The sequence below is a fragment of the Nostoc sp. KVJ20 genome, from assembly GCF_001712795.1.
Taxonomy (GTDB): Bacteria; Cyanobacteriota; Cyanobacteriia; order Cyanobacteriales; family Nostocaceae; genus Nostoc.
In genome coordinates, this window is sequence record NZ_KV757605.1 from 1 (window position 1) to 19,916 (window position 19,916).

15 protein-coding genes are annotated in these 19,916 nt (G+C 42.4%); 11 read left to right on the top strand and 4 right to left on the bottom strand.

Features of this window, described 5'->3' with window-relative positions; genetic code table 11:
- Window positions 1-621 precede the first annotated feature (621 nt).
- Entirely contained in the window at window positions 622-1,611 is a 990-nt protein-coding gene (locus A4S05_RS12660) for a DNA polymerase III subunit delta' (RefSeq protein WP_069070184.1), read from the top strand.
- Window positions 1,612-1,820: 209 nt separating this feature from the next.
- On the opposite strand, the gene A4S05_RS12665 is transcribed toward A4S05_RS12660, so the two are convergent.
- The gene (locus A4S05_RS12665; RefSeq protein ID WP_069070185.1) at window positions 1,821-2,768 is read right to left on the bottom strand and encodes a LysR family transcriptional regulator; all 948 of its coding nucleotides are present in this window, start codon (window positions 2,766-2,768) and stop codon (window positions 1,821-1,823) included.
- A gap of 315 nt (window positions 2,769-3,083) precedes the next feature.
- Between A4S05_RS12665 and A4S05_RS12670 the strand changes: the two genes are divergently transcribed.
- Together A4S05_RS12670 and A4S05_RS12675 are read left to right on the top strand one after the other, a co-directional pair.
- Window positions 3,084-3,335 carry a helix-turn-helix domain-containing protein gene (locus A4S05_RS12670; protein WP_069070186.1) on the top strand — a complete coding sequence of 84 codons (252 nt, stop codon included), beginning with the start codon at window positions 3,084-3,086 and terminating at the stop codon, window positions 3,333-3,335.
- A complete protein-coding gene (locus tag A4S05_RS12675; protein WP_069070187.1) occupies window positions 3,313-4,062 on the top strand; it encodes a hypothetical protein in 750 nt (249 codons plus the stop codon). Before A4S05_RS12670 ends, A4S05_RS12675 begins: the two co-directional genes overlap by 23 nt.
- On the opposite strand, the gene A4S05_RS12680 is transcribed toward A4S05_RS12675, so the two are convergent.
- From A4S05_RS12680 to A4S05_RS12690, 3 genes are all read right to left on the bottom strand, one after another.
- Window positions 4,025-5,182, bottom strand: a complete 1,158-nt coding sequence (locus A4S05_RS12680) for a DNA cytosine methyltransferase (protein ID WP_069070188.1) — start codon at window positions 5,180-5,182, stop codon at window positions 4,025-4,027. The genes A4S05_RS12675 and A4S05_RS12680 overlap by 38 nt on opposite strands.
- Window positions 5,183-5,350: 168 nt before the next feature.
- Entirely contained in the window at window positions 5,351-6,649 is a 1,299-nt protein-coding gene (locus A4S05_RS12685; RefSeq protein ID WP_069070189.1) for a HEAT repeat domain-containing protein, read from the bottom strand.
- Between the two features lie 153 nt (window positions 6,650-6,802).
- Window positions 6,803-7,216: a QcrA and Rieske domain-containing protein gene (locus A4S05_RS12690; protein WP_069070190.1), complete on the bottom strand. Its 414-nt coding sequence runs from the start codon at window positions 7,214-7,216 to the stop codon at window positions 6,803-6,805.
- Between the two features lie 498 nt (window positions 7,217-7,714).
- Here A4S05_RS12690 and A4S05_RS12695 point away from each other — a divergent pair, with 498 nt between their 5' ends.
- The 8 genes from A4S05_RS12695 to A4S05_RS12730 all read left to right on the top strand — a co-directional run bounded on the left by A4S05_RS12695 (window position 7,715) and on the right by A4S05_RS12730 (window position 19,857).
- The gene (locus A4S05_RS12695; protein ID WP_069070191.1) at window positions 7,715-9,334 is read left to right on the top strand and encodes a ferredoxin--nitrite reductase; all 1,620 of its coding nucleotides are present in this window, start codon (window positions 7,715-7,717) and stop codon (window positions 9,332-9,334) included.
- Window positions 9,335-9,532: 198 nt separating this feature from the next.
- On the top strand, window positions 9,533-10,855 hold the full coding sequence (locus tag A4S05_RS12700) for a CmpA/NrtA family ABC transporter substrate-binding protein (protein ID WP_069070281.1): 1,323 nt from the start codon (window positions 9,533-9,535) through the stop codon (window positions 10,853-10,855).
- A 152-nt stretch (window positions 10,856-11,007) separates the two neighbouring features.
- Window positions 11,008-11,841, top strand: a complete 834-nt coding sequence (gene ntrB / locus A4S05_RS12705) for a nitrate ABC transporter permease (RefSeq protein ID WP_069070192.1) — start codon at window positions 11,008-11,010, stop codon at window positions 11,839-11,841.
- An 83-nt stretch (window positions 11,842-11,924) separates the two neighbouring features.
- Complete coding sequence (locus A4S05_RS12710) at window positions 11,925-13,913, top strand: ABC transporter ATP-binding/substrate-binding protein (RefSeq protein ID WP_069070193.1); 1,989 nt, start codon at window positions 11,925-11,927, stop codon at window positions 13,911-13,913.
- A 276-nt stretch (window positions 13,914-14,189) separates the two neighbouring features.
- The gene (locus tag A4S05_RS12715; protein WP_069070194.1) at window positions 14,190-15,029 is read left to right on the top strand and encodes a nitrate ABC transporter ATP-binding protein; all 840 of its coding nucleotides are present in this window, start codon (window positions 14,190-14,192) and stop codon (window positions 15,027-15,029) included.
- Window positions 15,030-15,143: 114 nt separating this feature from the next.
- A complete protein-coding gene (locus tag A4S05_RS12720) occupies window positions 15,144-16,646 on the top strand; it encodes a NarK family nitrate/nitrite MFS transporter (protein ID WP_069070195.1) in 1,503 nt (500 codons plus the stop codon).
- A 241-nt stretch (window positions 16,647-16,887) separates the two neighbouring features.
- The gene (locus tag A4S05_RS12725) at window positions 16,888-19,101 is read left to right on the top strand and encodes a molybdopterin oxidoreductase family protein (RefSeq protein ID WP_069070196.1); all 2,214 of its coding nucleotides are present in this window, start codon (window positions 16,888-16,890) and stop codon (window positions 19,099-19,101) included.
- A 297-nt stretch (window positions 19,102-19,398) separates the two neighbouring features.
- A complete protein-coding gene (locus tag A4S05_RS12730; RefSeq protein WP_069070197.1) occupies window positions 19,399-19,857 on the top strand; it encodes a phosphate-starvation-inducible PsiE family protein in 459 nt (152 codons plus the stop codon).
- Window positions 19,858-19,916 lie beyond the last annotated feature (59 nt).

Consider the following 19,916-nt stretch of genomic DNA (forward strand, 5'->3'; position numbering starts at 1 on the left):
TCTAATCAGTCATTCCTATGCAGAGCATAGGAACGAGATAAACCAGCGAACAATGAGAAATTGATCTTTTTTTGACTTGTGTGTACACCGTAGCCTTCTTAAGGGGAGTTAGGGGGAATCAACAAGTGTCTAAAATCACAGATCAATACTTTTCAAACAACCTCTTAGCTAAATTTGTAGTTTTCATTAAATGAAAATCAGGTAAAAGAAACATTCATAGAAAGTGTAAGGTTTTTTATCGTTGATAGTAGTCATTGCACCATCACCGAATATTTTGATATTTAGCTGGGGTAAATGTTCGTTAAATAACTAGCTAACATTTAGATACCCTGAAGGATGTTGAACTGTTCACTGATTTAAAGTAACCACAAAATTTAGCTGCAAATATCCGTGAAAACTTGCAGATAGTTAGTAGGCAATAATTTAAGAGTTTGAACTTATTTCTTTATCCTTTATGTATTTAGGTTATCGAAACTATAAAAAAATGTTTAATAACATTTGCTTTTCTTCATAAAAACTGACTAAATTATGAATTAGCTAAAACTATACAGGAGAGCAGAGAGGCAGGAGAGCAGAGGAAAAATAATAAACTCCTAACTCCTAACTCCTAAGTAATTATTAATGACTAATGATCCATTTACACCACTTATAGGACAACAGCAAGGTATAGAATTACTGACTCAGGCTGTTAGACAAAATCGGGTTGCTCCAGCCTACCTATTTGTGGGGCCAGATGGTGTAGGAAGAAGTTTAGCAGCCAGATGCTTTGTGGAATTGCTATTTTCTAGTGGAATGGGAGTCACTGCGTCTTTACAAAACCGTTTGCGTCAGGGGAACCATCCAGCTTTGTTATGGGTGCAACCAACGTATCAACACCAGGGACAACGATTAACACCAGCAGAAGCAGCCGAGAAAGGACTGAAGCGTAAAGCACCACCTGTAATTAGGCTAGAGCAAATTCGGGAAATTACCGAGTTTTTAGGTCGTCCGCCTTTGGAAGCGCCGAGGAATGTGGTAGTGCTGGAGGAAGCCCAAACAATGGCAGAAGCCGCAGCGAATGCTTTACTCAAAACCTTGGAAGAACCGGGACAGGCGACGTTAATTTTAATTGCACCTACACCTGAGTCTGTGTTGCCGACTTTGGTTTCACGCTGTCAACGCATTCCTTTTTATCGTTTAGATGCACAGTCTTTAGCTGTTGTACTTACGCAAACAGGTCATCAAGAAATTTTGCAAAATCAGGCAGTATTGAACATAGCATCTGGTAGTGCCGGAACTGCGATCGCATCTTATGAACAATTACAAACTATTCCCCCGGAATTACTCGAAGATTTGAAAAAAGCGCCTAAATCTTACCGTAACGCCTTGGAGTTAGCCAAGAAGATTGATCAGGATTTAGATACAGAAGCACAATTGTGGTTAGTTAATTATCTTCAGCAGTTTTACTGGCAACAGTGGCATCAGCCTAGTATTATCAATCAGCTAGAACAAGCTCGTAAATACTTACTTGTTTACGCCCAACCAAGGCTAGTTTGGGAATGTCTGCTTTTATCTGTGTATCAAAAATCTGATTCTATTTATATAGCAGGAGGCAGGATAGCGCAGCGTTAGCGAGTCCGCGAGCGTCGGCAGGAGGCAGGAGGCAGGAGGTAAAAGTATTACTATTCCTAGCCTTGGGGTTTTCAAAATGTCCTAACCTATGTGGCTACGGCTATGCTACTCATCGCTGAGTGCGATGCCGACAGTGGACACGGCTGGCGGAAAAACTGGAATGGTACACCGCCGCCGGATGAAGAGATAGGCACGTAAATCAAGAGCAATTAAGAAGCCGATCGCTGCTGGTCAATTTGCAGTGGGATATTTTCCCGCACGAGTTGCCAAAAGTGCTTGATTGGCGGAATTTGCAAACGGTCTTGAGTTGTCACCATAACTACTCGACGAGTCAAACTGGAAGCATCTGCTAAACCACTAGTATTATTGCTGGCTAAGGAACGAATCGCCAGGGTAGGGTCAAGACGAGCTTCCAGTAATGCTGATTGAGGTAGCAAAGCTATCAGTTCTCCTTGGCGCACGACTCCCCGGAAGGCATCTAGGGTATTTACCTCTAAAGCCGACTGGAGTGTAGCTTCCATTCGCTCAAATCTATCTTGTATTAAGCGTTGCATCCCATAACCATCTTTAAAAACCACTTGGGGATAACGAATTAGCTCCGACCAAGGAACAAATTCATATTGTGCCAGTGGATGATTCGCTGCGGTTAAAATTTCTATAGGTTCATCATAAAGCACTTCTACTACCATTTCTCTACTGGTGGTTAAAAAGCGATTATTCATCACAATTGCTAAATCCACTAATCCATCTTTGAGGACTTTCAGAGCGCGATCGCTTCCTAATGAAGTCACCCGTAATTGCACATCTGGATAATCATGACAAAATTTTTGCAACACTGGTGGTAAGTAAGATCCACAAAGTGAGTGAATCACGGCAATGCAAAGTTCCGGTTGCTTTCCGGCCATTAAATCGGCTAATTCTTCTTTAGCTGTCTGCCATTCTTGGCAAATTTTGCGGATGCGGGGTAGTAAAAGTTCACCTCCCAACGTCAGCTTGGCATGACTGGTTCTGTGAAATAGTTCTGTCCCCAAATCTGCTTCTAATGCTTGAATTTGGCGGCTAATCGTCGATTGGGTAATACCACAAGTTCGCGCTGCTTGTTGAAAGCTGCCGGTTTGGGCGATCGCTAAAAAGGCTTGCAACTGCTCTAGGCGCATTTTTATGTAGCCTGAATTACATTTATCGGTTTCATTAAGTTAACGGATTTTTAACCATAATTTAGTAGAGTTTGTTACAGGTCTTTTTCTGTGATTTATATTTAAGTAAATCAGGTTTTACCGCCTTTCTCGTCAATTATTCGCTTTGCAGGGATTTTTTCGGAAAATCTTACCAAAAAAGATTTGACTATTTTCTTATGCAATGTGTGAATCTTTAGATAAGATTTTAAATTCATCACATTATGAGGCTTGAGCAAAACTTTGAATACTTTAGTCTGTAGAACTTTTGTATTCAAAATACTAATCTTTTTCTTTATGCAGCCCAGTAAACTAGACCAAATTTTAGGACTAGAACTACAACGTCGTCGCACAGAGAAAGGTTGGTCACAGGAGTATCTTGCAGAAATCACAGGTTTGCACAGGACTTATATCAGCCAGCTTGAGCGAGGGCTAAAAAGTCCATCTGTTAGGGTTCTCAGCCATATTACCAAGGCTTTGAGTATGACAATGAGTGAATTTTTACAACCTGTAGAGGAATCCCTGAGTGTTGACGGACAGCGAGATTGAAAGATTAAGTCAAGCCATTATTGCGACTATTGCATCTCCAGTCATAGGGTCGATAGAAGATTATACATGGGAAGCAATTTTTCATTATGTTAAAGATATTCCCCTATCAGACCCCGCTTTGGGACGCAGCAAGCTTCTCTATGATGCTGTTGATTTGGTGACTAAAACTGGTTGGTCACTCAAATCCCTCCAACTGAATAGCTTCAACTTCGGAAGTTCATTTTTGTTTGTCATTCAGAGAGCAGACATTATCAAGAAGTCTATCCAACTGGGTTTTCCTGGTCTAACAGAGCAATCCTCGCCTAATGAGCTTGGAGCAGCAATTATCCAACATTGGAACGAGAAGATTCTTTTGAGTCAGGCAACACAGGGCGTTATAAATAGTTATGAAAGCATATTACTCAAAACTATCAAAGGTTATGAGTATATTTACTGCGAGTTCCCACTCGATCCTCTTGACCCAAATATATTTTCTTGGGCTTGGACGGTAGATAAAATTACTGGGAGATCAGGGGCAGGACTACAAGGAAGCGTTGCAGGCAAAACAGAATTGGTTTGGTACAAAAATCAGAAACAACTTTTCAGAGCTAGAACTATCCCTGCACAAGCAGTTCGCATTACAGTTGACAGAGTTCGTCTTACACTTGATCGATATGTAAAGACAGTTCTCTCTGCTTTGCAAGATCAAATCAATACCCAGGTTTTTGAGGATGAGCCTGAAGAATAGATGAAGCTATGACTTTACCTAGTAATGGAGGTACAGATTCACCAATTTGAGAAGCCATATCAGTATATGTTCCTAAAAAGTGAAAATTATCTGGATAAGAGTGTAATCTTGCTGCTTCGCGTATTGTAATTGTTCTATCTTGAGTAGGATGGAAAAACCTACCAGATCCAGGATGGAAAACCCATCTCGTAATTGTTCTTGCTGGCTTATCCCAATAAAGTCTCCCGTATGCGCCACTGTAGTGTTTTTTGGGAGCTAATTCACAAGGTAAGTCCCTAGCATCTTGTCCTTCACTAAGTGCGCGTGCTCTCGACAATTGAATTGGAGTCAAAGCACGAGCAACATGATTAACAATTTTCGTGCTTTGATTACGCATCATCGCTTGATATGTAGTTTGTGGAGCATCAGGATAAACTTCAGCGTTATAGTCTTGTCCTGCATCAAGTGGTGGCAAGTCTCCAATTGCATCTTTGACTGTGACAAGGGGAAAAATATTTGCTTCTAACAAATTAAGCTGAGTACAAGACTTCGGAGTTCTATAGTCACTCCTAGTATCACCAAAATGTGTTGCTTCAGGTAAATGAAGGGAATGATCCAAACTAGCTAGAAAAAAAGCTCTGGATCTTGTTTGTGGTATTCCATAATGTGCAGCATTTAATGATGAGGAAACTACTTTATAGCCTAATGATTCAAGCTTTTCTGTTATTTCTTCCCTAATTACGCCATTGTAAGCTTTCAAAATTTCGGGCACGTTCTCCATTACTACGTAAATAGGTCTAAACTCCTCTACGAATTCCAAAAAGGTTCGGTATAGCTGGTTACGGGAATCATTGAGGTTGCGATCGCCAGCAGGAATATTTCTTGAAAATCCCTGACATGGTGGGCCGCCAATTAAGGCTGTTAGTTTTTCTCGCTCCAAGCCCAACGCTAATCGTAAGTCACAAGGACTAACTTTACATATATCCTGATGAATGATTTTAGCGTCTGGGTAATTGTGCTTGTACGTTGCCAAAGCTTTTGCATTGACATCGATTGCACATAGACATTCAAAGCCTACCATGTGAAATCCTGTAGTCAAACCACCAGCACCAGCAAATAAATCAATAATCTTGTGTGTCATTATCGAATACTATAGTCTTCGCAAAGTATCGTCAAGCTACTCCCTGACTTCTGCTGCATTTAATCTTGGAAATTTCAGCAATTGCGATCCTTATGTTCTCACCAGCTTGGTAACTTTAACAGAAATGTGGGTTCACTCCCTCTAACTCCCCATCATCTTCAAGAGAAATTACCACTCAGCCAAAGCGATCGCTATTCCTTGTTTTAAATCTGGTGTGATTGCGTCATTATTTGCTAACTGCTGCAATTGTTGATATACGGCTTCCCCATCCAGATTTTTTAGTGCCGCGATCGCATGTAGTCTCACTGATGCATTAGAATCAGCTAGCAGCGAAATCAATGGTTCAATAGCTTGCATTTCGCCTAACTGCCCTAAAGATAAAGCGATCGCACTTTTGATGTTGACAATCTTTGTGGCTGGATGCTGCGATTGCAGTATTTGCAGTAAAATTTCTGCGGCTTGTGTAGTTTGCGGCTTTTGCACTCGCCCCAGAACTGTAACAATTTCTTGGCAAAGTGTCTCTGAAGTGGTTTGATTAAATGCTGTTTGCAAATATTCCAAACTGGATGGTGTTCCCACCCAACTTAAAGCGCGGATGGTTTCTAATTGCAGCTTTATCGGTGTGTGAGGTGAAATCAGCAAATCAAATAAATGTTTTGTAGCGTTATCACTACCCATGCGAGACAAGGAAACTGCGGCTGCACAACAAACATCAATATTAAAGTCGTAAAGCTTGGGTTGTAGTTTCGTCACCAAATCTAAGGCTTCGCGTAAGTCGGGGCGAAAACCTAAGCCAAGCACTGCTGCACGCCTAACTGTGGCGGCTATATCATCCAAAGCGTTTAACAATACTGGTAGTACACGTTCGTCATGAAAGCTGCTGAGGGCTTCAATTGCGGCGGCGCGGATTGCGGGTTGTGGATCTTGAACTACACTCAATAATGGTATGATGGTTTCTGGTTGCGGAATACAGGAAAGCGATCGCACTGCAAAAAGCCTTGTATCTTCATCTAATAAAAGTTCAGAGAGTGCAGCGATCGCAACAGTACCCATTTGCCCCAGCGCTGTAGCTGCGATCGCTTTGAGTTCTTCATCCTCATCGGTTTTCAACAATTCAATTAAGGGTGCGATCGCATCTGGGTGCTGAAATTCGCCTAAAGTCCGTGCTGCATACCAGCGTAATTCTTCCTCGGTGTCTTCATCTTCTAATATCTCAATGAGTGGTGGGATCGCAACATTTCCCAAATGAGTCAACACTTTGCTAATTTCCCAACGCTGTTGAAAATCACCCATCTCTAACATTGAAAGTGCTAATTTCAGAAGATATTCTCGGTTTTTAACTATCTCTGGATGTTCCGAGTTTGCCCCTAAAATTAGCTGTTGTAAATATTGAATTAGCAATGACCAATCAGCTGCATCGTATGCTGTTTGGGCTTGCACTAAAAGCTGATTGATATTACTCACCATACCCTGCTTTAATTATCAATCTTATGCCTCCTGACTTGAAAGTGCTGAGTACTGAGTACTGAGTACTGAGTAAAAATACTAGTCTCCAATCGCTCTTTCATCCAAGGCTTTTGAAACTCGCTTCATCGGGACTCCTCCTGCCTTCTGCCTCCACTAGGTTGGCTTGACTACAACTGAATTGCCCTCAATCTTGGCGGCGTAAGTTTTAAGGGCTTCTGTTGCTGGGCCTCTTTGCACTTTACCGTCAATCCCGAATTCTGAACCGTGACAGGGACAGGCAAATTTTTTTGCCTCAGCTTGCCATGCTACGGTGCAATTTGCGTGAGGACAGGTAGGGTTAACAGCTGTCAGATTTTCGCCTTTAGATGTACCGACTACCAACACAGGCCCAGCAGGTGAGTTTTTCGCCAGCAATTGGCCTGTTTTATCTAATTCTGCCGAAGTGCCTACTGTTTGCCAATCTCCCGTTGCTGAAGTTGTCCCAGAAGAACAAGCTGCGATCGCTACGGGTAGAGAACTCCCAATCAAACCCAAACCTACCCAATTGATAAAATCACGACGTTTCATAGGTGCTGAAATGATATTTAAGTTTTAGCTAACATCTGCTACCCCATTTTGGATTCAGAATTGATCTACAGCAATTCAAATCCCTTTGATCATTTCAAATACCCTTCATTAAGCGCTTTGCGTGGCTCATTGGCTGGCTTTGATGCAAAAAATGCATATATTTTATTCATTTTAAGCAATTTTACCAAAAAACCGTAACAATTTATACGATTTTAACATAAATCTGGCTTTAACTTATGAGTATCGAAATTGTTACATGAACATTATCTAAACCTGCTTGACAAATTTCCAATATCTAAATGGCGACAAGTTTTCCTTAATTAATCACGGATTTGGAGTTTAACTTTGGAATGCTCTTAAGTAAAAATAATCAGCCATAAACAATTATTAAGTTTTTATTTTCTAACCCTCGTAGATACAACACCTGATGCAACTACGGGTTGATTGATATTGGGCAATTATCACCAGATTCAGCAATTTGCATTGAGAGTCAGAATCATGACAGACACAGCAACTACCACTACCAGCCTCAATAAGTTTGAGAAATTCAAGGCGCAAAAAGATGGACTCACCATCAAGAGTGAGATAGAGAAATTTGCTGCCCTTGGCTGGGAAGCAATGGACGAAATCGATCGAGAGCATCGGCTCAAATGGGTGGGTGTGTTTTTTCGCCCAGTCACCCCAGGTAAGTTTATGATGCGGTTGCGGATGCCTAACGGTATTCTTAGCAGTAGTCAGATGCGTGTTTTAGCCGAAGTAGTGCAGCGTTACGGAGATGATGGCTGCGCTGATATTACTACGAGACAGAACATTCAATTACGGGGGATCAGAATTGAAGATTTACCAGATATCTTTAATAGATTTCACGCAGTTGGTTTAACCACTATCCAATCAGGGATGGATAACGTCCGCAATATCACAGGTGATCCTGTGGCGGGGTTGGATGCAGATGAATTGTATGACACACGGGAGTTGGTACAGCAAATTCAAGATATGCTCACCAACAAAGGAGAAGGGAACCCAGAGTTTAGCAACTTACCACGGAAGTTTAATATTGCGATCGCAGGTGGAAGAGACAATTCAGTTCACGCTGAAATAAACGATTTAGCTTTTGTTCCAGCATTTAAGGAAGCAGGGGAGCAGGGGAGCAGGGGAGCGGAGGAGCAAAATTTCCCCTCGACCCATTCCTACCAAAAAGTTTTCGGCTTTAACGTTTTAGTCGGTGGCTTTTTCTCAGCCAAACGTTGTGAGGCGGCGATTCCTCTGAATGCTTGGGTGGCTCCAGAAGATGTGGTAGCTGTATGTAGAGCGGTTTTGGAAGTATTTCGCGATCATGGCCCGCGTGCTAATCGGCAAAAATCGCGCTTGATGTGGCTAATTGATGAATGGGGTGTAGAAAAGTTTCGAGCAGAAGTAGAAAGCCGTTTGGGTAAATCATTGTTACCCGCAGCCGCAAAAGACGAAATCGATTGGGAAAAACGCGACCACATTGGGGTATATAAACAAAAACAACCAGGGTTAAATTATGTAGGCTTGCACATTCCTGTCGGGCGGTTGTATGCCGAAGATATGTTTGAAATTGCGCGTCTAGCGGAAGTTTACGGCAGTGGCGAAATCCGTTTTACAGTTGAGCAAAACATTGTTATCCCCAATATTGCTGAATCACGTTTAGAAATATTTTCAACAGAACCCTTGCTGGAAAGATTTTCGATTAATCCTGGTTTACTGGCGCGATCGCTAGTATCTTGCACAGGCGCACAATTTTGCAACTTTGCCCTCATCGAAACCAAAAACCGCGCCTTGGAAATGATTAAAGCCTTAGAAGAAGATTTAACCTTCACCAAACCAGTGCGAATTCACTGGACAGGTTGCCCCAACTCTTGCGGACAACCCCAAGTTGCAGACATCGGTTTGATGGGAACTAAAACTCGTAAAAATGGCAAAACTTTGGAAGGCGTTGATATATATATGGGCGGCAAAGTTGGCAAAGACGCTCATTTGGGAACTTGCGTTATCAAAGGCATACCATGCGAAGACTTGCAGCCAATATTGCAAGATTTACTCATCAAAAACTTTGGGGCAAAACTCAAGCAAGAAGCTTTAGTAATTAACAGTTAGTGAGTAGCTGGGGAGGATGAAATAGGAAATAAAATCTTAGTTCGTAGTGAGTAAGCAAGGTTAATTAGGACTAAAGTCCTCTCTGCGAGACGCTACGCGTAGCTTGCTTCCCCGGAGGGGTACACTACAAACTTGAATTTATTTACGTTTCGCAACTTAATTGGTAGTGCTTAATAAATGACAAACAATAAAGGACAAATGAAAAATCTTTCGCGCAGAAAATTTATTTTAACCACCACCACTGCGGCGGCGGCTTCTATCCTGGCTCATGGTTGTTCTTCCGGTAGCAATACAGCGTCAACAGGTGGTAACGCACCCTCTGCGGCTCCGGCTGCCAATGTCTCTACAGTAGCTAATGCGCCAAAGGTAGAAACAAGCAAAGCCAAATTAGGATTCATTGCTCTAACTGATGCTGCTCCCCTAATTATTGCTAAAGAAAAGGGTTTCTTTGCCAAATACGGGATGACTGATGTTGAAGTCATCAAGCAAAAATCTTGGCCTGTCACCCGTGATAACTTAAAAATCGGCTCATCTGGCGGTGGTATTGATGGCGCACACATCCTCAGCCCCATGCCTTATTTGATGACCATTAACGATAAAGTGCCAATGTATCTTTTGGCAAGGTTAAATACCAATGGTCAGGCTATTTCTGTTGCTAATAAATTTAAAAACCTGAATGTAAAATTAGAAAGTAAGGCGCTGAAAGAAGCTGCGAATCTTGCCAAAGCCGAGCAAAAAGCCTTGAAATTTGGTATGACCTTTCCTGGCGGCACTCATGATTTATGGATGCGCTATTGGCTGGCGGCTGGCGGTATTAATCCAGATCAAGATGTGGTGTTATCACCTGTACCACCACCGCAAATGGTGGCAAATATGAAAGTCAGCACTATCGATTCTTTCTGTGTGGGAGAGCCTTGGAACGCTCAATTGGTCAACCAAAAATTAGGTTATTCAGCTTTAGTTACAGGCGAGTTGTGGAAAGATCATCCAGAAAAAGCCTTTGCGATGCGGAAAGATTGGGTTGATCAAAATCCTAATGCTGCACAAGCATTGTTGATGGCAGTTTTGGAAGCTCAACAATGGTGCGATCGCGCCGAGAATAAAGAGGAAATGTGCAAAATCTGTTCTGACCGGAAATACTTTAACGTTGCTGTTGCAGATATTTTAGAAAGGTCTAAAGGTAATATTGACTTCGGCGATGGACGGACTGAGCAAAACTTTTCACATCCGATGAAATTCTGGGTAGATAATGCTTCCTATCCGTACAAGAGTCACGATGTTTGGTTTTTAACAGAAGAAATTCGCTGGGGCTATTTACCAAAGGATACTAAAGTTCAAGAAATAGTTAATCAAGTCAATAAAGAGGACTTGTGGAAACAAGCAGCTAAAGCTATTGGTGTTGCTGATGCTGAAATTCCTAAGAGTAGTTCTCGTGGAGTTGAGACTTTCTTTGATGGTGTAAAATTTGACCCTGAGAAACCAGAAGAATATTTGAAAAGCTTAAAAATCAAGAAGGTTTAATGAAGCTTTTAGGGACAATCAAATATCTAACATAATTCTAGTTATTAGTGAGATGATTCTCGCTAATAGCAAGGTTTGTTAGGACTGAATTCCTTACTACAAACTTTAATTTTTACGCTTGGCTACATAAAGGCAATTGGAGAAAAAAGGTAATGGCAGCTATCCTTGGAAGTCGCAACTTCAGAAAAAATAACCGCAAAAATTTCAATAAATTAGTTTCGCAGAAAATTGTGCCGCCACTGGTAGCATTAGGTATTTTCTTAGCGATTTGGCAACTAGTTTGTTTAACTCCTAACTTTGGGTTACCAGGCCCAATAGAAACATTTTCAGAAACTTGGAACCCGTTTATCATTGATCCATTTTTTGATAATGGTGAAAGTGATAAAGGTTTGGGCTGGCAGATACTTAGTAGTTTGGGAAGAGTCGCTTTAGGCTTTTCGTTAGCAGCAATTGTTGGCATTGCATTGGGGATTTTTGTTGGTGCTAATAAGTTACTTTATAATGCCGTAGATCCTATTTTTCAAGTGTTGCGGACAGTACCACCTCTAGCATGGCTACCAATTTCCCTGGCAGCATTTCAACAAGCGAATCCTTCAGCTATTTTCGTAATTTTCATTACATCCATTTGGCCGATTGTGATCAACACCACGGTGGGCGTGCAACAAATTCCTCAAGACTATGTAAACGTAGCTAGAGTTTTACGTTTGAAAGGATTAAAGTATTTTCTAAAAGTTGTGTTTCCTGCAACTGTTCCTTATATATTCACAGGGTTACGCATTGGCATTGGTTTATCTTGGCTAGCAATCGTTGCAGCAGAAATGTTAGTCGGCGGCGTGGGAATTGGCTCATTTATTTGGGATGCTTACAACACAACCACAGAAACTAACTTAAGCGAAATTATCCTCGCACTAATTTATGTCGGTTTAGTCGGATTGATTCTAGATAGAATGGTTGGCTTTATAGCTAGCAAAGTTGTACCAGACTAGGAAATAGAGAATAGGGAATAGGGAATAGGGAATAAATTACTTTCCCAATTACGAATTACGAATTACGAATTACGAATTAAAAGATGACTACTTTTGTTGAAGTTGACCATATTGACCGTGTATTTGAACTTCCGAATGGCGGGAAATATATTGCTTTAAAAAACATTGATTTGAAAATCCAAGAAGGGGAATTTGTTTCTCTAATTGGCCATTCTGGTTGTGGTAAATCTACTTTACTCAACATCATTGCAGGTTTAGATAGAGCAAGTGTTGGAGGTGTGACATTAGAAGGGCGGGAAGTTAGAGAACCCAGCCCAGATCGGATGGTTGTATTTCAAAACTACTCTTTGCTGCCTTGGTTAACAGTACGGGAAAATATCGCCCTAGCTGTGGATGAAGTGTACAAGGGTAAGCCCAAAGGCGATCGCAGAAGCATTATCGAAGAACATATTGATATGGTGGGGCTGCGTCTGGCGGCAAATAAACGTCCTAGCGAGTTATCTGGGGGAATGAAACAACGGGTAGCGATCGCTCGCGCCTTAGCAACTCGTCCCAAGTTATTACTGCTAGACGAACCCTTTGGAGCCTTGGATGCCCTAACACGGGGTAGTTTGCAAGAGCAACTGATGAAAATTTGCAACGAACACAACGTTACTTGTGTGATGGTGACACATGACGTAGATGAGGCACTTTTATTGAGCGATCGCGTTGTCATGCTCACTAATGGCCCAGAAGCTCACATCGGGCAAATTCTCGAAGTGCCGATCCCGCGCCCGCGTCAACGCTTGGAAGTCGTCAAACATCCCAGCTACTACAGTCTGCGGAATGAAATGATTTACTTCCTCAACCAACAAAAGCTGATAAAAAAACGCAAAGCACAGCAGACTTCAGCACCAGTAGCCATATCCCGCAACGGCTTAGAAAAAGTCAATTTAGAAATTGGCTTTATGCCTCTGACTGATGCTGCACCTTTAATCGTTGCTCAAGAAAAAGGCTTCTTTGCCCAGTACGGTTTAGAAAATATCACCCTCACTCGTGCCAATACCTGGAAAGAAATAGCTCAAGGAGTTGTTACTGGCAAATTAGACGCAGCTCAAATGCTGGCGGGGATGCCCTTAGCCCTAACTTTGGGTGCTGGTGGTAAAAAACCAGTTCCTATAATCAATGCCCTAAATATCTCTCGCAATGCGAACGCCATCACCTTAAGCAAAAAATTGTATAGCCAAGGTGTCAGAAATCTGGCTGACTTAAAAACATCAATTAACGCTGCTCCCGACCAAATTCTAACTTTGGGTGTAGCTCACTCTACTTCAATGGTGAACCTAATTCTGCGTTATTGGCTGGCCGCTGGTGGCATCGATCCCGATCGAGATGTCAGCCTAACGGTGATTCCACCAATGGAAATGGTTTCTCAACTTAAAGCCGGAAATATTGACGGTTACTGTGCTGGAGAACCTTGGAATTATCTTGCTGTTCATCAAGACTTAGGCTTTGTTGCCGCCACAGCTTTAGAAATTTGGTCAGGACAGCCGAAAAAAGTTTTGGGAGTGCGGGAAGATTGGGCGCAGAAATATCCAGAAACTTATCTTGCTCTGGTTAAAGCACTGCTAGAAGCTTGTAAATACTGTGACGATTTCCGCAACCGCGAAGAAATTTTAGAAATAATCTGCCGTCCTGAGTACTTAGACATAGATCCTTTATATGTTCGTCCTGGTTTCGTCGATCGCTACGATCGCGGCGACGGTACAGAACCACAAGAATTCAAAGCATACAACCAGTTTTATCTCAATCAAACCAACTATCCCAACCGCACTGAGATTTTGTGGATGGCCACTCAGCTAGCACGTTGGGGTTTAACACCCTTCCCGAAAAACTGGGTGGAGATAATTGAAAGAGTTTGTCGCACAGATATATTTGGTGCGGCTGCCCGCGAACTCGGCTTACTCGATATCGGAGAAGATGACCCTGTTCACTTATTTGATGGTAAAGTTTTTAACCCATCAGAGCCAATAGAGTATCTCAAAAGCTTGGAAATCAAGCGGCAAATACGTATTGAAGAAGTATTTATTTAGTCATTGGTCATTGGTCATTAGTCGAATGGCACTAAGAAAAACCCAAAAGCTTGTGTCGTCTCGTTCCCAGCCTCCAGGCTGGGAATGTATTTAAAAGAGGCTCTGCCTCAATTCAAGCTACTGGAGGCGGAGCCTCCCAGAATGGATTCCCAGCCTCCAGGCTTGTTCCAGTCAGAACAAGGGCTGTATCTTTTCTTAGTGCCATTCGGTCATTAGTCATTAGTCATTGGTGACTGACAAAGAACAAATAACAAACTACTCATAGATAAACTCACGATGCAAATAGTAAACAGCAAAACCCAAACTAATAAACTACAAACGAAAAAAGCAGAAGATTTTTTGGTGATTGAAGGCGTAAGCAAGATTTATCCAACTTCTGAAGGCCCTTATACCGTACTGGATGGAGTTGACCTGAAAGTGCGTGAGGGCGAATTTGTTTGCATAATCGGTCACTCTGGCTGCGGCAAATCAACTCTGCTCAACATGGTTTCCGGGTTTAACACTCCCACCGATGGTATTGTTCTGCTGCAAGACAAACCCATCACCGAACCAGGCCCAGACCGGATGATGGTATTCCAAAATTATTGTCTACTGCCTTGGCTGAGTGTCTTTGATAACGTTTATCTGGCTGTTGATTCGGTGTTTCCTAAAAAACCCCAGGCTGAAAAACGGGCGATCGTCAGAGAACATTTAGCGATGGTGGGACTCACAGAAGCGGCTGACAAGAAACCCAATCAGCTTTCTGGTGGGATGAAACAGCGAGTTGCGATCGCTCGTGCCCTTTCCATCCGTCCCCAAGTCTTGATTCTCGATGAACCCTTTGGGGCGTTAGATGCAATCACAAAAGAAGAATTACAAGAAGAACTCCTGCAAATCTGGCGTGAACATCAAGTCACCGTACTCATGATTACTCATGACATCGATGAAGCGCTTTTCCTCGCAGACAGAGTTGTGATGATGACTAACGGCCCATCTGCTCACATTGGCGAAATCCTGAATATTCCCTTCTCCCGCCCCCGCAATCGTCGCCGCATCATGGAAGACCCAGAATACTACAACCTGCGAAACTACGCTCTAGACTTCCTCTTCCGCCGATTTGCTCACGCTGACGAGTAATTACCGCTTCGCGGAGTCATTTGTCATTTGTCATTGGTCATTGGTCATTGGTCAGGAATTATTCTCCTCTGCCCCCCTGCTCCCCTACCGTCCTCTTCAATTAGGAAGATTGCAATGCTTAAAGGATTATTTTCATTCAGCGATCGCTACCGTATCTTACATCAAACTTGGTTTGCTTTCTTTCTCACCTTTGTCTGTTGGTTTAACTTTGCTCCCTTCGCTACAACTATTGGCAAAGAACTCAGTTTAGCGCCTGAGCAAATCAAAACTTTGGGCATTTGTAACCTCGCCCTTACAATCCCTGCACGCCTCATTATTGGGATGCTTCTGGATCGTTTCGGCCCCAGAATCACCTATTCAATGCTGCTAATGTTTGCGGTTGTCCCTTGTTTGGCGACGGCGCTAGCGCAAGACTTTAATCAATTAGTTATCAGTCGTTTGCTGATGGGAATAGTCGGATCTGGGTTTGTCGTTGGTATTCGCATGGTGGCGGAATGGTTCCAGCCGAAGGAGATGGGAATTGCTCAAGGCATTTATGGCGGTTGGGGCAACTTTGGGGCTTTTGGGGCGGAGTTTGCTTTGCCGATACTTGCAGTTTCTACTAGCTTTTTTGCTGGTGGTGCTTCTAACTGGCGATTTGCGATCGCACTTACAGGGATCATTGCTGCTATTTACGGCGTAATTTATTACAACAGCGTTCAAGATACACCCACAGGTAAAGTCTACAAGAAGCCTAAGAAAAATGGTTCTCTAGAAGTGACCAGCGTTAAAAGCTTCTGGGCGCTGATTATCTCAAATTTTGGTTTGATTTTCGCTTTAGGTTTATTAGCTTGGCGCTTGGAACAAAAGAACATTCACTTCTTGACTTTGAGTCAAATGTATGTAGCTTGGTTGCTATTAGCAGGATTGTTTGCTTACCAAAGTTACCAAGCTTGGCAGGTAAATCGAGAACTTCTAAGTGGTAAAAAAACTTACGCTCCATCGGAACGCTTTCAATTTGGTCAAGTAGCTTTACTAGAATTCACTTACATAACTAACTTTGGCAGCGAATTGGCAGTTGTTTCTATGCTCCCGGCATTCTTTGAAAAAACTTTTGCTTTAGAGCATGTTGTCGCTGGGATGATTGCTGCTACCTATCCGTTCTTAAATTTAGTTTCTCGTCCCAGTGGTGGCTTAATTTCTGATAAATTTAGTTCGCGGAAGTGGACAATGACAATTATCAGTATCGGTATTGGTTTTAGTTATTTGACGGCACATTTTATTAATAGTAGCTGGCCAATTCCGCTAGCGATCGCAGTTACAATGTTTGCCGCTTACTTTGCCCAAGCTGGCTGCGGTGCAACATACAGCATCGTACCCCTAATTAAAAAAGAAGCTACTGGACAAATTGCCGGCAATGTGGGAGCTTACGGTAATTTTGGCGGCGTAGTTTACCTAACAATTTTTAGCTTAACCGACGCTCCAACGCTATTTACCACGATGGGTATAGCTGCTTTAATCTGTGCTTTTATGTGTGCCTTCTTCCTCAAAGAACCAAAAGGTTCCTTTGCCGCTACTTACGAAGGTGAATCACCAGAAACCGTAACTAAAAATCCTACCTTTTTAGCCGAAGAATAGACTTATCTTGCAAATAGAAAGGAAAAATAAATTCTTATAGTTCGTAGCACAATACGGTTCGGTTAAGGCAAGAGACGCGATAAATCGCCGTCTCAGTTTTCCCCCCTGCTCCCCTGCTCCCCTGCCTCTTTTCACCCCTCAATTCACCACGATTTTACGCAAAGCTGTATTAACTTGCGCTTTTCAAACAGTCGCTACATCTGAGGTTGCAAAATCAAAACAACAAAATAATACAACCGCCATGAGTGAATTTACCAAAACCCTTTGTCCTTACTGTGGTGTTGGCTGTGGTTTAGAAGTTTCACCTCCAGCCCAACATAACAAAGCAACTAATCGAGATAACCAAGGTAATCCAATTTGGCGAGTGCGAGGCGATAAAGCCCATCCATCCAGTCAAGGAATGGTTTGCGTCAAAGGTGCAACGATCGCAGAATCTTTAGATAAAAATAGATTACATTACCCAATGGTGCGAGACTCTTTAGATCAAGAGTTTCGCCGCGTTAGTTGGGATGAAGCTTTTAATCTCATCACCCAGCGCATTCAAACAGTGCGCTTCACCCAAGGGCCAGAAGCCTTATGTATGTACGGTTCCGGTCAGTTTCAAACTGAGGACTACTACATAGCCCAGAAACTCATGAAAGGCTGTCTGGGTACTAATAATTTTGATGCCAACTCTCGCTTATGTATGTCTAGTGCTGTGTCTGGCTATATTCAAAGCTTTGGCTCAGATGGCCCGCCTTGCTGTTATGAAGACTTGGAATTAACCGACTGTGCATTTTTAATTGGTACGAATACAGCCGAGTGTCACCCCATAGTTTTCAACCGATTAGCTAAGTATCACAAAAAGAACCGCAAAGTCAAAATGATTGTGGTTGATCCCCGACGCACCCCAACCGCAGAAGCCGCAGATTTGCATTTAGCCATTCGTCCCGGTACAGATATCGACTTGTTGAACGGCATCGCTCACTTGTTGATGCGCTGGGACTACATCGACACCATGTTCATGGAGGACTGCACTAGCAACTTTCCGGCTTATGCTGAGGTGATTCGCCACTATCCCCCAGAAATAGTAGCTCATCGATGTGGAATCAGCATTGAAGATTTAGAAACAGCAGCTCGCTATTGGGGGGAATCGAAGCGGGTACTGTCTTTGTGGTCAATGGGTGTGAATCAATCTTCAGAAGGAACAGCCAAGGTAAGAACAATTATTAATCTGCACCTGATGACTGCACAGATTGGCAAACCTGGGGCTGGCCCTTTTTCCCTAACTGGTCAGCCAAACGCAATGGGAGGAAGGGAAGCCGGAGGTTTGGCGCATTTATTACCAGGTTATCGGGTAGTGAAAAATCCTCAGCACCGCGCAGAAGTTGAGGAGTTTTGGGGACTTAAGCCGGGACAGATTTCGCCCAATCCCGGTTTGACTGCTTGGGACATGATTACTGGCTTGGAAAATGATGCTGTAGGGTTATTTTGGATTGCAGCTACCAATCCAGCTGTGAGTATGCCAGATTTAGAGCGCACGAAACAGGCATTATTGCGATCGCCTTTCACCATCTATCAAGATGCCTATTATCCTACAGAAACCTCTGCTTACGCTCACGTTTTGCTACCAGCAGCCCAGTGGGGTGAAAAAACTGGTGTAATGACAAACTCTGAACGAGTGGTAACTCTGTGTCAAGCATTCCGCCAACCACCAAGAGAAGCGAAAGCAGATTGGGAAATTTTCGCTGAAGTTGGACGTAGATTAGGTTTTGAAAAAGAATTTGCCTTTGCTAACTCTGCTGAAGTTTACGCTGAGTTTGTCAAACTAACTCAAAATCGCCCCTGCGAGATGACGGGTATCAGTCACGCGCAATTACAATCAGAAGGCCCGACTCAATGGCCTCACCCAGAAGAGAGCAGGGGGAGCAGAGGAGCAGGGGGAGCAGGGGGAGAAACTTCAGGAAAGCGGTTATATACTGATTTGCGCTTTCACACCCCTGACGGACGCGCTCGATTTGGGGCATATTACTCAAAGGGATTGGCAGAACCACCAGACCCAGATTATCCATTTGTGCTAACCAATGGGCGACTTTACGGACACTGGCATACGCAGACACGCACCGGGCGGATTGAAAAAATTTGCAAAATGCATCCCGAACCGTTTATCGAAATTCATCCCCGTGATGCTGCTAAGTTAGGTATTGTAGATAATCAGAGTGTAGAAGTGCGATCGCGTCGGGGTAAAGCGAAGTTTCCTGCTAAAGTCACAAAAGCGATCGCGCCTGGTACAGTTTTTGTCCCCATGCACTGGGGTTCGCTATGGGCAGACAATGCCGAAGCCAACGCCCTCACCCATCCAGAATCTTGCCCCGATTCACTGCAACCAGAATTAAAAGCCTGTGCGGTACAGTTAATACCAATTTCTGTGGAAGTTACAATCAAAAATCATCAACTCCAATCCTCACAATGGTAAGCTGTTAAGTGTAGCTCTAAAGTAGTAATTTAAAATCAGAAATAAGCTATTTTGTCAATCATCAATATTCAATAGTTATTATTGTTTTTTATGAGTCTCTAATTTTGACTGTTACCAATTACCATATCTAAAGAGGCTAAATCTATAGTTAATAGAGATTTGACTAGTATCTATTTTAGCGATGGATAAAGAAAAAACCAGATAAAGAACTTATAAAGCATTGGTAAAACATCTTTCTTTTAATCCTCTAGATTTATCTATAGGATTTTCTTTTATTTTAGAATCGGGTGCATCATTATGAAAAAGCTAGTGAGGCGAATTTTAGGAGCTACCAAAGATGAGAACTTCATGCACTTTATTGAAAACATAGAAGTGCTAGTTTCGAAAGCTCTATCTCTATTCATGGTAGTTGTAATTTTTGTAGCGATCGCAGATTTGGGATTCTTTATTTTTAAAGAGTTATTTACAGCGCCTTATGGTAAGTTTAACACAACGTTATATAAAATTTTCGGTTTATTTTTAAATATTTTAATTGCTTTAGAAATCTTAGAAAATATTACGGCATATTTGCGAAAACACGTTTTTCAGGTTGAATTAGTTATTGTTACTTCTTTAATAGCAGTTGCCAGAAAAATTATTATTCTTGACTTAGAGAAAGTTGGAGGTATTGATATAATTGGTTTAGGGATAGCTATTCTTGCCTTATCAATTAGTTATTTAATAATTCGTCTCAGTAATTCCAAAGATGCAAGTTAATTGAAGGAGGCAGAAGGCAGGAGGCAGGAGGCAGAAGTTATAAAAATTCCCCATTCCCA